Raw genomic sequence first — 14423 nt, 5'->3', positions numbered from 1 at the left:
GACGTTACAGGTTTTCTCCAAAGCCGCCGCAGAGCTCATGCCTTCAGGTCAGACTGCATGGATAATAGGTACTTTTATCACAGCTTCCCTCGTCGAAAAGGAGAAAACGGATCGGCTAAAGGCTTAGCCATTCTGCGTTGCATTTTGAATAGCGGACTATTGCTAACGCCGGAGAGAATCGTCTGGCATGTGACGATGAGCGACGGCTCAAAGAAGCCAATAGAAGTCTTCCAAAAACGGGCCTGTTTCACCGAGCTGAAACCGAGCGAGCTCGCTGAACACGCAAGCACCTTTGGGGATTTCGCGATCGAGTTTGATATCCAAGTCCTCCGTCGTCTTGGAGGAATGCCGGTCGCTTATTTTCCTAGAGGCGGAGGAGCCGTCTCCGCACTTGACGGTGCGGAGACGGCCCTGGTCGCCAGATTAGCAGACTCCCAAGCAGTGATTTCTCGATTGGGGGAAATTGAAAGACTTGCGCGGTCCGAGCCGAATCCATACCGACTACTGGCGCCGGTGGTGAATGGGGTTCAACTTCCTGATACAAGGTGCACTATGGCCGCGGCACAAGACCTAGTCGCAGTGGTGACGCATCAGACGCAGCCTCTAGAGCAGTTGCTCAATGCAATTCACGCTCTAGCAGGATTGTTCTATCCTACCGAACGAAATGACAGTTCCGAGCATCTGTCGTACTATCGACAACGGGAATGGAGGATACTCAGCGCCTTCTTAAAGGATCAACCGGGTGCGGAGTCAGTGCCGATCGAGCGGGAAAAGGATGACTTAGTGGCACTTGATGAGGAGTTTTTTGCCAGAACCGCTCGCTTTCCGACCGGAGATTATCGCGTCGTCGATCAGTGCCGCTTTCTTCGGGGCTATGAAGGAACTCGTTTTATAAACTTTGTACGAAGGGTGGTCGTTCCTGAGGAATGTGTCTCCAAGGCTTCTCAATTGATTCGCGAGGCCCAAGTGTGCATTCCGGTCGTTCCCCTGAGTGAAGCCTGAGGCCCTGGAATGGTCGCCGGCTGACCACGGCACTATCTGTTCGGCACGATCGGACTTGGTTTGTTGTTTGGGCACTTCGAGCCAATCGGAACCGAGAGATCGCGGTCCGATAGAAATTGTATATGCTTAGCGAGTAGCGAACTGCATTCGTCTCTCGCCACCGCGAGAACGTTCCGGCCTTTCCCTCTTGACAGCGAAATCTGGCGCTAGAACTGTCCGATGACCGACTTCCGTACCGAAAAAGACTCGATGGGCGAGGTGCAGGTGCCGGCCCAGGCGTACTACGGCGCCCAGACGCAGAGGGCGGTCGAGAACTTCCCCATCTCGGGGCAGCGGCTGCCGACGCCGCTGGTCAGGGCGATGGGCCTGGTGAAGTACGCCTGCGGCGTCGCCAACCGGGAACTGGGCAAGCTGACCGGCACGGGCAAGAAGACGCTCACCGACGAACAGGTCGACGCCATGCTCCGCGCCGCCCGGGAGGTCTTCGAAGGGAAGTTCGACGACCAGTTCCCGATCGACGTCTACCAGACCGGCAGCGGCACGTCGAGCAACATGAACGTCAACGAGGTCGTCGCCAACCGGGCGATCGAGATCCTCGGCGGCGACCGCTTCGACAAAGCGAAGGACGTCCACCCCAACGACCACGTCAACATGGGGCAGAGCACCAACGACACCTTCCCGACCGCCATCCATGTCGCCGTCGGCGTCGAGATCGCCGGCAAGCTGCTGCCCGCCCTGCAGCGTCTGCACGGCGAACTGGCTAAGAAGGCGGGCGAATGGGACCAGATCCTCAAGATCGGTCGCACCCACCTGATGGACGCCACGCCCCTGCGGCTGGGGCAGGAGTTCGGCGGCTTCGCGCGGCAGATCGAACTCTCCTGCCAGCGGGCGGAACGGGCGCTCGACGCGGTGCGGGAACTTGCCGTCGGCGGGACGGCGGTCGGCACGGGCATCAACACCCATCCCGAATTCGGCCGACGCGTCGCCGAGGCGCTGACTCAGGAGACGGGCGTCACGTTCGTCGAGGCGGCGAACCACTTCGAAGCCAACGCCCAGCGGGACGGCCTGGTCGAGTGCCACGGCCAACTGAAGACGATCGCGACCACGCTGTTCAACGTCGCCAACAACATCCGCTGGCTCGGTTCGGGCCCGCGGTGCGGCTTCTTCGAGGTGATCCTGCCCGATCGTCAGCCGGGCAGCTCCATCATGCCGGGCAAGGTCAACCCGGTGATGTGCGAAAGCATGATGCAGGCGATGGCCCGCGTGATGGGGAACGACGCCACGATCAGCGTCTGCGGCGCGAGCGGCGGCCAGTTTCAGCTCAACATCATGATGCCGGTGATGGGCCTGACGACGCTGGAGAGCGTGGCGTTGCTGGCGAACTCCGCCGACGCATTCGTCGACTTCTGCATCGACGGCCTGGAAGCCAACGTCCAGGCCTGCAACGACGGCGTCGAGCGCAGCCTTTCCATGGCGACCAGCCTCAATCCGCTGATCGGCTACGAAGAGGCCGCCCGGCTGACCAAGACCGCCTTCGCCTCCGGCAAGACGATCCGCCAGCTCTGCGAAGAGGAAGGCATCCTGCCGACCGACACGCTGAAGGAAGCTCTTGACGCCATGCGGATGACGGAGCCGCAGGCGTAGCGGACCGACCAGCTTCGAGTGCCCTTGGTTCCTTCGGGTGGCGCTGGCTCTGCCAGTGTCCCCTTAACGCGGGCAGCCCCTATGGACGGGCGGATCGAGCTGCTCCACTGGCGGAGCCAGCGCCACCCGAGAAGAGCGGAACATGATGGTCAACGATCGACTGTTCGGCGGCCTGCTTCTGACGCTCTTCGTCCTGCTGTCCGGCTGCGGGCAGAAGTGGACGGCGTTCGAGTTCGAAAACGCCAGCGACGACGAAACGATCGTCGTCGACCGCCTCGCTCCGCTGGACGATCCGCCGCCCGGCGGGACGATCGAGCCGGGCCAGTTCGCCGGCGGGCACATGGGCGTGCAGGAGGTTCCCGAGACGCTGACCGTCGTCTGGCGCGTGGTCGAACCGGCTCCGGAATCGGGCGATATTCCCGCAGAGCCTGTCTGGACGGAAACGGAAGTCGCGATCGCGAACTACGACTCGCCTCCCCGGCAAGAGCACGTCAGCCTGAAGTACCTCGGCGACGGCAAGTGGGAAGCCGCGTTCATCGCGCCGGAGTAGATCGACGGGCCGGGCTCTGCAATCGAACCGTGTGCCACTGCTGGCTTGCCCAGCCGTCGGAACCCTGGGACGGCTTCTCCATCCCGCAGGAATCATCACGACAGATCGGGTAGAACGGGCGCCGGATCGCAGGCGTCGTTCCAGATCTCCGACCGGTCTCACGGCTGGACGAGCTAGCCGTGGCACACGGGCCAGTCTTAGTGTTAGATGGTTGCTGATAGCTGAAGTAGCGTCGCTTCGTCGCTGCACCCCTCCTCTAGGCTCTCTCCTCTCGCATGCCTCCTCTCTCGATCTCCCGTCGTACGCTGCTCGCCGGCGCGGCGGCTGCGGCGCCGCTGGTTCTTTCGTCGCGGCTGTTCGGAGCGGAGGCGCCGAGCGAACGGTTGCGGATCGCCTTCATCGGCACGGGCAACCAGGGGATGGGCCTGCTGAAGCGGGTGCTCGATCACGATCTGGCCGACGTGCTGGCAGTCTGCGACGTGAATAAGGGAAGCTACGGCTACAAGGAAGAATCCCACTTCTACGGTCGCGAGCCGGCCCAGAAGCTGGTCGACGAAACCTACGGCAAGACCCGCGGCAAGAAGATGCGGGCGTGCGCCGGATATGCCGACGCCCGGGAGGTTCTCGATCGCAAGGACATCGACGCGGTCGTGATCGTGGTGCCCGATCACTGGCATGCGGCGCTGACGATCGCGGCGGCCAAGGCGGGGAAGGCGATCTACTGCGAGAAGCCGCTGACGCTGACGCAGGCGGAGGGTCGCGACATGATCAAGGCCGTCCGCGACTCGAAGGTCCTCCTGCAGACGGGCAGCCACGAACGCTCGAACCCGATCAGCCGCTTCGTCTGCGAGAAGGTCAAGGCGGGCGCGATCGGCGACCTGAAACGTGTGGTCACGAAGGTCGGCTACAACAACAAGGTCGGCCCCGGTCCCGGTTGGAAGCCGGAGCCCGTGCCGGAAGGCTTCGACTACGCCACGTGGCTCGGCCCCGCTCCCGAGGCGCCGTATCACCATGACCGGTGCCTGTACCGCTTCCGCTTTCACTACGATTACTCGGGCGGGCAGATCACGAACTTCGGCGCCCACTGCAACGACATGGCCCACTGGGGCATGGGCGAAGACCTGGGCGGCCCGACCGAGATTCGCTGCCTGGACGCGAAGTTCCTGCCCGAGGGAAGCCTGTTCAACACGGCGACCGAGACGACGTTCCTGTGCAAGTACGCCAGCGGCGTCGAACTGCTCTGCGAAAGCGGACCCGAGCAGGTGCAGACCCGCTTCGAAGGATCCGACGGCTGGATGCAGACGGGCTACAAAGGGACGACGGCGTCGGATCCCGAACTGCTCGAAGGTCTGCCGGAGAAGAACGAGAACGGGCTCGATCCGCACGCGGCGCACCTGGCGAACTTCGTCGCCTGCGCGAAGTCGGGCGAAGAGCCCCGGGCGCCGGTCGAAGTCGGCCACGCCTCCGCGACGCTCTGTCATCTGGCGAACGTCGTGATCCGCCGCTTTCCGACCGCGGGCTCGGAGAACCTCCGCTGGGACCCGCAGTCTGAGAAGTTCCTCGACCACGCCGAGGCGAACGCGATGCTCGATCGACCGACACGCGATCCGTGGGCGTAGGATCGCGCCCCGATCTTTGTGAAGCGATTCGGGCGAAACGGCGTCTCTTTGCGACGCGGCGTGCCTTCGAAACCTCCGCTTGACGCAGCGCCTTCGTTCAGGCGAACATGGCAATATGGCCATGAGCGAAAGAGACCAGAAGCGCTACGCGGCCCGGGCGAAGGTCGCCAAGGCTCTCGCGCATCCCAGCCGTCTCTATTTGCTGGACCTGCTCAGGGTAGGCGAATGCTGCGTCGGCGATCTCACGGCGAAGGTGGGCGCCGACCAGTCGACGGTCTCGAAGCATCTGGCCGTCCTCAGGGAGGCGGGCCTGGTGACCGTCCGAAAAGAAGGCGCGATGAGTTATTTCCGAGTCTGCTGCGACTGCCTGGGCGAATTCTTCTGCTGCCTGGAATCAGTGGTCAAAGCTGACGTCGCCGATCGCCGGGAGGCCGTGAAGTGAGCGAATTTTCGTTCGATCACGGCGCCGCGGGCATACGGCCAGGGACATGCCCGTCGATGAAAGAGCCAAGCTGATGAACAAGCCGATCGTGCTCTTCCTCTGCACGGCCAACTCCGCCCGAAGTCAGATGGCGGAAGCCCTGCTGCGCCGTCGCGCAGGCGATCGCTTCGAGGTCCGCAGCGCCGGCCTGGAACCGAACGGCATTCATCCGCTGACGCACCGCGTCATGCAGGAGATCGGCATCTCGCTCGAAGGCCACCGGTCGAAGCCTCTGAGCGAGTTCCTCGGCAAGATCTCGGCGCACCACGTGATCTTCGTCTGCGAGAATGCGGAGCGAGCCTGTCCGCGGATCTGGCCCTTCGCGATTCGTACGGCCTGCTGGCCCTTCGCCGATCCCGCCGCGGTCGAAGCGAGCGAGGACGAACAGCTGCAATCCTTTCGACGGGTTCGCGACGCGATCGACGCCCGGATCGAAGACTGGCTCGCCGAGGCGCCTTTCCTCGAATCCGCCGCACTCGCGGAGTCTGCCGATCGAGGCAACGCGTGAGAAAGTACGTCGCCGAAAGCGTCGGAACCTTCGCGCTCGTTTTCGCCGGGACGGGAGCGATCGTCATCGACGACGTCTCGGGCGGCGGCGTGACCTCGGTCGGCGTGGGACTGACGTTCGGACTGATCGTGATGGCGATGATTCACGCCTTCGGCGACGTCTCCGGCGCCCATCTGAATCCGGCGGTGACGCTCGCCTTCTGGGCCGCGCGGAAGTTTCCCGGATCGGAGGTCGTTCCCTACGCCCTGTCGCAAGGCGTCGGCGCGATCGTCGCGAGTCTCCTGATCCTGGCGCTGTTCCCCGGTCACGAAACGCTCGGCGCGACGATTCCCGCGGGCTCCTCGTCGCAATCCTTCGTCCTGGAAATCGTCCTGACGTTTCTGCTCGCTCTGGTGATCCTGAACGTCTCGTGCGGCTCGAAGGAGAAGGGCATCCTGGCGGGCGTCGCGATCGGCGGAGTCGTCGCGCTCGAGGCGATGTTCGCCGGGCCGATCTCGGGCGCTTCGATGAATCCCGTCCGATCGCTGGCGCCCGCGCTGGTGAGCGGGGAACTCAGCCACCTCTGGATCTATCTCGCCGCCCCGACGATCGGAGCCCTGCTGGCCGTGCCGATCAGCCGCTTCGTAGCGGCGCCTGTCCGACCGAACGACGTCGTCCTTCAACCTGAATGCGATCGATGAAGCGTGTCCTGATTCTCTGTACGGGAAATTCCTGCCGCTCGCAGATGGCGGAGGGGCTGTGGCGCGAACTGGGCGCCGGCGAATGGGAGGCCGTCTCCGCCGGATCGAAGCCGGCGGGGTACGTCCATCCGCTCGCGGTCCAGGCGATGGCGGAGATCGGGATCGACCTATCGAGCGGAACGAGCAAGTCGGTCGAACCGTTCGCCGACCAGCGCTTCGACGTGGTGGTGACGGTCTGCGACAACGCTCGCGAGGCGTGCCCGATCTTCCCCGGGGCCGACCTGACGCTCCACTGGCCGTTCGACGATCCGGCCCACGCCGTCGGGACGGACGAACAGCGAATGGCCGAATTCCGCCGGGTCCGCGACGAAATCCGCTCCGCGATCCGGAACTATCTTTCCGAAGCGCCGGTGCGATCGAGCGAAGAATCGGCGTCGTAGGGAGGAATCGGCGGTCGATGCGTCGGGAGGATCGAGCGGCGGACGCCGATCTTGCGGCGGGGGAAGGGTTTTCGGTACGATCCGCGCAGGCGCCGCAGGCTTCCTAGCTTTTCGCGCGGACGGTTCCGGTTTTTCTTGAATCGCCGCCTGCCGCTTTTAGAATAGCGATGACACGGTCCGTTGCCGAATCAGGGAGGGTTCGACGATGCCGCACGTGACGATCCGAATGGCGATGGCGGCGGGACTTGCGCTCGGGGCGGGGCTGATGGCCGGCGTTCCGATGGCGAGTCGCGCCCAACCCTCGTCCCTTTCGCAACTTCCGGCTTCGACGACGCCGGCCGCCACCTACTCGCAGGGGCGTCCCGTTCGGACGAATTCGGCGGGGGCGACGTCGGCAGACGCGATTTCCTCCTCGGCGACCGCCCAGGCGGTGCCGGGGTCGACCATCGCGGCGATCGTCTCGACGCTGCCCGACGGTAAGCAGCAGACGCTGCTGATCGACGGGGAACGCCGGGTCGTGAGCGTGTACCACATCCACCCGACCACGGGCGAGATTTCGCTCAAGTCGGTGCGGAACTTTCGATACGATCTCGAGATGGACGAATTCGGCACGTCGAGTCCGTCCCCCCGCGACATCAAGGCGATGCTCAATCGCTGACGAGCGACCGCTCGCGAGGCCTCCCCGGCCCCGCGAACGCTCTGTCAGAGAAGAGTTCGCCGCGAAACCTCGCGAGTTCATCTTTTCTGGAGCGTTCGCTGCATGTCCGGTCTGCTCAGCCTCGAAGAAGCCGCGGCCCTGCTCAAGATGACGCCCGCGCAGCTCAAGAGCATGCAGGAGCGGGGGGAGATCTTCCCCGTTCGCGGCGGAGCCGGTCTGCAATTCAAGCGCGAAGAAGTCGAGCGCTTCGCCGACGAACAGCAGATCACGCTCACGGACGCTGCGTCGCCGAGCGATTCGCTGTCGCTGGGCGATGACGAACTCGAACTGGGCGGCTCGGCCAGCCTCGGCCTGTCGGGCTTCGGTTCCGACGATCAGACCGGCGGCGGTTCCTCGGGCGGTTCGTTCGTGACGACCGGCGATTCGATGGGCTTCGACGGTTCGCCCTCGGCCCTGGAACTTGCCGGCGCGGAAGAGGCGCCCGGCGGTTCGTCGCTCGCGCTCCAGGCCGACGACCTGGCCCTCGCCGAAGCGGCGCCGCGTAAGGGATCCGGTTCGGCCATCTCCGGCTCGGGCGACGACGACCTGGCGCTCGACGGGGGGAACGCCTTCGACGACGACGCATCGGTACTGTCTCCGTCCGACAGCGGCGTGAAGCTGAATCCCGACGACAGCGGGCTGTCGCTCGAATCGAGCGGTCTCGACCTGGCGTCCGGCGGCAGCGGGCTCGACATGAGCACGAACGCCTCGGCCGACGACAGCGACATCGTTCCGCTCGACGACGCCGATCCCTACAGCCAGTCGGCGGCGACGCAGCTCAAGCGGGGCCGGGGCGACGATTTCGATCTCGAATCGCCCGCCGGCGCGGAAATGGACGACGAGTCCGAATCGCAGGTCATTCCGGTCCTGAGCGACGACGCCTATGCCGACATGGGCGACGCGACGCAGCTCGGCGGATTCGGCGACGATCTGGGCGGAGCCGGCGGATTCGGCTTCGACGGCGGCGGCGCCGGTATGGGAATGGGCGGCGACATGGGCATGGGCGTCAGCGGCGCCCCCGCGGTCCAGGTCGTCACCGTCCCCGTCCAGGAAAAGCCCTACTCGATCTGGAGCGTGCTGGGCCTGCTGCTGGTGCTGATGTTCATGACGCCCGGTCTGATCTTCATGACCGACCTGATCCTGAACATGTGGGATTACCAGGGCGAGTACACCGTTTCGACGTCCATCGTCGATTCGATCGTGAACGCCCTGCAGCTCGGCGGCTGATCCGCGGGTCCGACGCCCTACGCGATAACTTGCACCTCCGCGGGAATCGGGCATAATTGACCCGTTCCGCGACCTGAACGACTACCGCGCCCTGCCGATGACGCCCGTACGACCGATCATTACGATCGTCATTACCGACTCCTGAACAGGAGGTCCGGGGCTGTCGCAGTTCGCACACCGACGATTCGCCGACCCTGACCCTCCTCCCGAGGATCAGGGTTTTTTCATTTCCCGGCGGACGCGATCCCGTTTCGACTTGAGCTTCCTATGACGACCGGCCAGCGCACGATCGAGATCTACGACACGACGCTTCGCGACGGGACGCAGGGGGAGGGCATTTCGCTCTCGCTGCACGACAAGCTCCGCATCGCCCAGCGGCTGGACGAGATCGGCGTCGACTACATCGAGGGAGGCTACCCCCTCTCGAACGAGAAGGACGTGGAGTTCTTCCGCCGCGTCCGCACGTTGGGGCTCACGAGCGCGAAGATCTGCGCCTTCGGGATGACCCGCCGCCGGGGCGTCAAGGCGTCCGAAGACGTCGGCATGCGGGCGCTCGTGGAATCCGAGGCGCCCGTCTGCACGGTCGTGGGCAAGACGTCCGCGTTCCACGTCGACGAGATCCTCCGCGTCAGCCGGCAGGAGAACCTCGACATGATCGCCGAGAGCGTCGGCTTCCTCGTCGAGAGCGGACGGGAGGTCGTCTACGACGCGGAGCATTGCTTCGACGGCTGGAAAGAAAACCCCGAGTACGCCGTGCAGACGATCCTGGCCGCAGCGCAGGGCGGCGCGAAGCGGATCGCCATGTGCGACACCAACGGCGGAAGCCTGCCCGAGGAGATCGCCCGGATCGTGCGCGAAGCCCGCAAGGCGCTGGCGGACGCGGGGCACGCCGCGGAGATCGGCATCCATACGCATAACGACGGCGATCTGGCGGTGGCCAATTCGCTCGCCGCGGTCGACGCCGGCGCCGTGCAGGTGCAGGGGACGATCAACGGCTTCGGCGAACGCTGCGGCAACGCCGATCTGATCAGCGTGATGGCGAACCTCGGCCTGAAGCAGGGCTACCGCGTGCTGGGCGGGCGACCGCTCGACCGGCTGACGGAACTCTCCCGCTTCGTCTACGAAACGGCGAACGTCCACCTTCGCAACAGCCAGCCCTTCGTCGGCCACAGCGCCTTCGCTCACAAGGGAGGCATGCACGTCCACGCGGTCAACCGCGCAGCAGCGTCGTACGAACATCTCGATCCGGCGCTGGTCGGTAACGAGCGGCGGATCCTGGTCAGCGAACTCTCGGGCCGCTCGAATATCGTCGCGATGACGCAGAAGTTCGATCTGCAGGACGATCGCGAGCTGATGGATCGCATCCTCGCCGAGGTCGTCCGAAAGGAAGCGCAGGGCTACCAGTTCGAAGCGGCGGGCGGCTCCTTCGACCTGCTCGTCCGACGCCAGGCGGGGATCGATCGACCCCATTTCGAGGTGATCAAGTACCGCGTCGTCGCGGGCGACCGGAACGCCGAGTCGCACGCCCCCTTCGCGGAGGCGCTGGTGAAGCTCCGCGTGAACGGGGAGGACCGGTTCGAGGCGGCGGAAGGAGACGGTCCGGTCGACGCGCTGAACAACGCCGTGCGGAAGGCGCTTCGCGGCGACTTCCCGCAGCTCGCCGGGATGCGGCTGGTCGATTACAAGGTCCGCGTCGTGAACTACGAAGCGGCGACCGCCGCGCGCATCCGCGTCATCGTGGAGAGCGCCGACGAGCACGAAACCTGGGGCACGGTCGGCGTCAGCGAGAACATCATCGAAGCCAGTTGGCTTGCCCTGCGCGATGCGCTGGAGTACAAGCTCACCAAGCACGACGGGGCGCCCCTCGTCGCTTCTCAAGTCGCCGCCGCGACGTGAGTTACAAGCTTTCGCGGCGTTCCTTTCCGGGGGCCAGCGGGGGACGGAAGTCCCCCGAGTCCGTCGGCTTAGCGAAGCGAAAGCCGAGCAGCTATCCGGCTCGACGAACCACGCTAGCAGTCTTCGACCGCTAGCCGAACTCGGGGGACTTCCGTCCCCCGCTAGCCGACGCAGTAGAACCTTCATCTTTCGCAGAATGACGTTCTGACGGATCTGGAACATACATGGGCTTCACTCCCGACGAACTGCCGAACCGCTTCGACTTTCAATCCGCGGAGCCGCGACTGATCGCGTTCTGGGACGCGAAGAAGGCGTATCACAGCGAACCGAATCCGCAGAAGAAACCCTTCTCGATCGTCATCCCGCCGCCGAACGTCACGGGCGCGCTGCATCTCGGGCACGGGCTCAACAACACGCTGCAGGACATCCTCGTCCGCATGAAGCGGATGCAGGGGTTCGAAACGCTCTGGATGCCGGGCACCGACCACGCCGGCATCGCCACGCAGGCGGTCGTCGAGAAGCGCCTGAAAGAACAGGAGAACCTCACGCGGCATGACCTGGGCCGCGAGAAGCTCGTCGAGCGGATCTGGAAGTGGAAGGACGAGTACGAAACCCGCATCCTGGGCCAGCTTCGCCAGATGGGGGCGAGTTGCGACTGGGACCGCACGCGGTTCACGCTCGATCCGATGTGCGCCCGGGCGGTCCGCAGCACGTTCTTCGACCTCTTCCGCAAGCAGCTCATTTACCGCGGCAAGCGGCTGGTGAACTGGGACACCCACTTGCAGACCGCCGTCAGCGACGACGAAGTCTTCCCCCTCGCGGTCAAGGGGAGCTTCTGGCATCTCCGCTATCCGGTCATCTCGCCCCAGCCGGGCGAGCCGACGCATGTGATCGTCGCCACCACGCGCCCGGAGACGATGCTGGGCGATACGGCGGTCGCCGTGCATCCCGATCCCGCGAAGGCGCTCGACAAGGTCGAAGCCGAGCTGAAGGAACGCCTCGACAAGGCGCCGGCCAAGGAGAAGCCCGCGATCCAGAAACAGATCGACGCCATCGTCGAGCGACGCGCGGAGATGCTGCCGGCGCTCGAACTGCTCGCGAAGATGGCGAAGGCCGGTCGTAAGCTGACGCTCCCGCTGCAGAATCGCGAGATCCCGCTGGTCGCCGACGAATGGGCCAAGCCCGAACTGGGCAGCGGCTGCGTGAAGATCACGCCGGCTCACGATCCGAACGACTTCGAAGTCGGCAAGCGGCAGCGCCTGCCGATGATCAACATCCTGAAGGCCGACGGCACGCTGAACGAGAACGCCGGGGCGTACGCCGGCCTGTCGATGCAGGCCGCGCGGAAGGCCGTCGTGAAGGATCTCGACGATCAGGGCTACCTTGTCGAGGTCGAGGATCGCGAGATCGAGCTGCCTCACTCGGACCGGTCGAAGACGCCGATCGAGCCGTTCCTGGCCGACCAGTGGTTCGTGAAGATGGACCGCCTGGCCCAATCGGCGATCGACGCCGTGGCCGACGGTCGAATCAAGATCGTCCCGCCGCGGTATGCGACCAGCTACAGCGACTGGCTGGCGGAGAAACGCGACTGGCCCGTGTCGCGGCAGCTCTGGTGGGGGCATCGTATCCCGGTCTGGTCGCTCGTCTGCGCCACGCCGGCGGAGACGAGCGAGATCGTCGCCGAACTGGAAGAGCTCGACGCCTTCCGCACGGGTCACGCCGTCTTTCAGGTCGAGTCGCCCGCGGAGCAGAACGAAGCCCTCGGCGGCGGACTTGTGACGCGCGAGGCGCTGCCCCATGCGGTGGTGCATGTCTGCCTGGAGGGCGAGTCGCTGGACGCCTCCGCGGGGACGGCGCTGGAGGAGATGGGCTTCGTCCGCGAAGACGACGTGCTCGATACGTGGTTCAGCTCGGCGCTCTGGCCCCACTCGACGCTGGGCTGGCCGGAGAAGACGGCGGAGCTGGCCTACTACTATCCGACCAGCGTGCTCATCACGAGCCGGGACATCATCACCCTCTGGGTCGCCCGGATGGCGCTGATGAGCCTGAACAACGTGAAGAATGAAAAAGGCGAGGGCGAGATTCCGTTCCGCGAGGTCTTCATCCATCCGAAGATCCTCGACGGCTACGGCGAGACCATGTCCAAGTCCAAGGGCAACGGCATCGATCCGCTCGACGTGATCGCCAAGTTCGGCGCCGACGCGCTCCGCTTCGGCATGGCCCGGCTCACCACCGAGACGCAGGACGTCCGCCTGCCGGTGCAGTTCGAATGCCCCCACTGCGAGACGCTGGTCGATCAGACCAAGGAGAATCGCGAGAAGCCCCGCGTCGCCTGCCCCAAGTGCGGCAAGGAGTTCTCCACGCAGTGGGCCCGCAAGGAAGAAGACCTCGCCCTGCCCCGCGCGGCCGTCGTCAGCGAGCGCTTCGAGCAGTGCCGGAACTTCACCAACAAGCTCTGGAACGCCGCGCGGCTGATCCTGCTGAACCTGAACGATTTCGAGCCGACGATCGTTCCCGTGGAAGAGCTGCGGGTGGGCGACCGGTGGATGCTGAGCCGGTTGCAGACGGTCACGCGGGAGACGACCGAGGCGCTCGAAACGTTCCGCTACGCCGAGGCGGCGCGGGTGCTATACGCCTTCGCGTGGGACGAGTTCTGCTCGTTCTATCTGGAGATCCTGAAGGAACGCCTCGCCGACGAACAGTTACAGGCCGAGGGGGGCGCCGCCTCGCGACGGGTCGCCCAGACGATGGTCGCGCACGCTCTCGATCAGCTCCTGCGGCTGCTCCATCCGATGATGCCCTTCATCACGGAGGAGATCTGGAGCCTGCTGTCGCAGGTCGCGCCGGTCCGCGGCTATCCGCAGCCGAAGCAGGCGGGCGATACGATCATGCTCGCTCCCTGGCCGGTCGCGGACGAGAACCTGATCGACCGGTCGATCGAAGAGCAGTTCGCCCTGTTCCAGCAGACGATCGGCGCGCTGCGCGAGATCCGCAGCCGGCAGAACATTCCGCCGCGCAAGGAGCTGGAGTTCTCGCTGAACTGCACGCCCGCGGCGGTCGAGCTGCTGGAGCCGATGCGGCCCTACTTCCATCGCCTGGCGTCGGCGAACGTCGCCGAATGGGGCCCCGGGGTGAAGCCGCCCGCGACGTCGGCGAACGTTTCGCTGACCGGCCTGACCATCGCCGGCGCCCCCGCGGCGGTCGAGGTCTACGTCGATCTCAAGGACTTCATCGACGTGCCGGCCGAGATCGTGCGGAACGTGAAACTGGCCGAGAACCTGACCAAGACGATCGGTTCGAAGGAACGGCAGCTCGCGAACGAAGCCTTCGTCAGCCGGGCTCCTGCCGAAGTCGTCGCCCAGCTTCGCGCCAGCCTCGACGACGCCCGCGCCCAACTCGCCCAGGCGAACGCGGCGCTGGAGGAGTTGAAGAAGCGGGATAGTAAGCCTTAGGTAAGGAGTCGCCGCCATCGAACGATCGCCTGACGAAGATCCCTACCGATCGCCTGAGCACGAGGCCTCTCGTCGGCCCGCGTATTGGAAGCTCGCGCTGATCGCGACCGCGTTCGTCGCCGCTGGATTATCGATTCTGCTCGGCGGCGTGCTTCTCGTTATGGGACTCGCCAGCGATTCCAGCGACTTCTACTCGTTCCGATTCGGTGCGAACGGGACGAAAGAAG

12 protein-coding genes are annotated in these 14423 nt (G+C 65.0%); all 12 read left to right on the top strand.

Going from position 1 to position 14423, the window contains the following annotated elements; genetic code table 11:
- Positions 1-57 precede the first annotated feature (57 nt).
- The 12 genes from SH602x_RS10275 (at position 58) to SH602x_RS10220 (ending at position 14196) form a co-directional block, all read left to right on the top strand.
- Complete coding sequence (locus SH602x_RS10275; RefSeq protein WP_479476701.1) at positions 58-1002, top strand: hypothetical protein; 945 nt, start codon at positions 58-60, stop codon at positions 1000-1002.
- A gap of 219 nt (positions 1003-1221) precedes the next feature.
- Positions 1222-2646 (top strand): class II fumarate hydratase, encoded by a 1425-nt coding sequence (locus SH602x_RS10270; RefSeq protein WP_479476700.1) that lies wholly within the window; start codon positions 1222-1224, stop codon positions 2644-2646.
- A gap of 142 nt (positions 2647-2788) precedes the next feature.
- Positions 2789-3196, top strand: a complete 408-nt coding sequence (locus SH602x_RS10265) for a hypothetical protein (protein ID WP_479476699.1) — start codon at positions 2789-2791, stop codon at positions 3194-3196.
- Positions 3197-3471: 275 nt separating this feature from the next.
- Entirely contained in the window at positions 3472-4815 is a 1344-nt protein-coding gene (locus tag SH602x_RS10260; RefSeq protein WP_479476698.1) for a Gfo/Idh/MocA family protein, read from the top strand.
- 121 nt (positions 4816-4936) lie between these two features.
- The gene (locus SH602x_RS10255) at positions 4937-5257 is read left to right on the top strand and encodes an ArsR/SmtB family transcription factor (protein WP_479476697.1); all 321 of its coding nucleotides are present in this window, start codon (positions 4937-4939) and stop codon (positions 5255-5257) included.
- A gap of 73 nt (positions 5258-5330) precedes the next feature.
- On the top strand, positions 5331-5804 hold the full coding sequence (locus tag SH602x_RS10250) for an arsenate reductase ArsC (protein WP_479468543.1): 474 nt from the start codon (positions 5331-5333) through the stop codon (positions 5802-5804).
- Positions 5801-6484, top strand: a complete 684-nt coding sequence (locus SH602x_RS10245) for an MIP/aquaporin family protein (RefSeq protein WP_479476696.1) — start codon at positions 5801-5803, stop codon at positions 6482-6484. Before SH602x_RS10250 ends, SH602x_RS10245 begins: the two co-directional genes overlap by 4 nt.
- The gene (locus SH602x_RS10240; RefSeq protein WP_479476695.1) at positions 6481-6924 is read left to right on the top strand and encodes an arsenate reductase ArsC; all 444 of its coding nucleotides are present in this window, start codon (positions 6481-6483) and stop codon (positions 6922-6924) included. Before SH602x_RS10245 ends, SH602x_RS10240 begins: the two co-directional genes overlap by 4 nt.
- Positions 6925-7129: 205 nt before the next feature.
- The gene (locus SH602x_RS10235) at positions 7130-7582 is read left to right on the top strand and encodes a hypothetical protein (protein WP_479476694.1); all 453 of its coding nucleotides are present in this window, start codon (positions 7130-7132) and stop codon (positions 7580-7582) included.
- Positions 7583-7684: 102 nt separating this feature from the next.
- Positions 7685-8848, top strand: a complete 1164-nt coding sequence (locus SH602x_RS10230) for a helix-turn-helix domain-containing protein (protein ID WP_479476693.1) — start codon at positions 7685-7687, stop codon at positions 8846-8848.
- Positions 8849-9115: 267 nt separating this feature from the next.
- A complete protein-coding gene (gene cimA, locus SH602x_RS10225; RefSeq protein ID WP_479476692.1) occupies positions 9116-10744 on the top strand; it encodes a citramalate synthase in 1629 nt (542 codons plus the stop codon).
- A gap of 224 nt (positions 10745-10968) precedes the next feature.
- Complete coding sequence (locus tag SH602x_RS10220; RefSeq protein WP_479476691.1) at positions 10969-14196, top strand: valine--tRNA ligase; 3228 nt, start codon at positions 10969-10971, stop codon at positions 14194-14196.
- Positions 14197-14423 lie beyond the last annotated feature (227 nt).

It is taken from the genome of Lignipirellula cremea (assembly GCF_056501455.1).
This window is presented reverse-complemented; position numbering and strand designations above follow the sequence as displayed.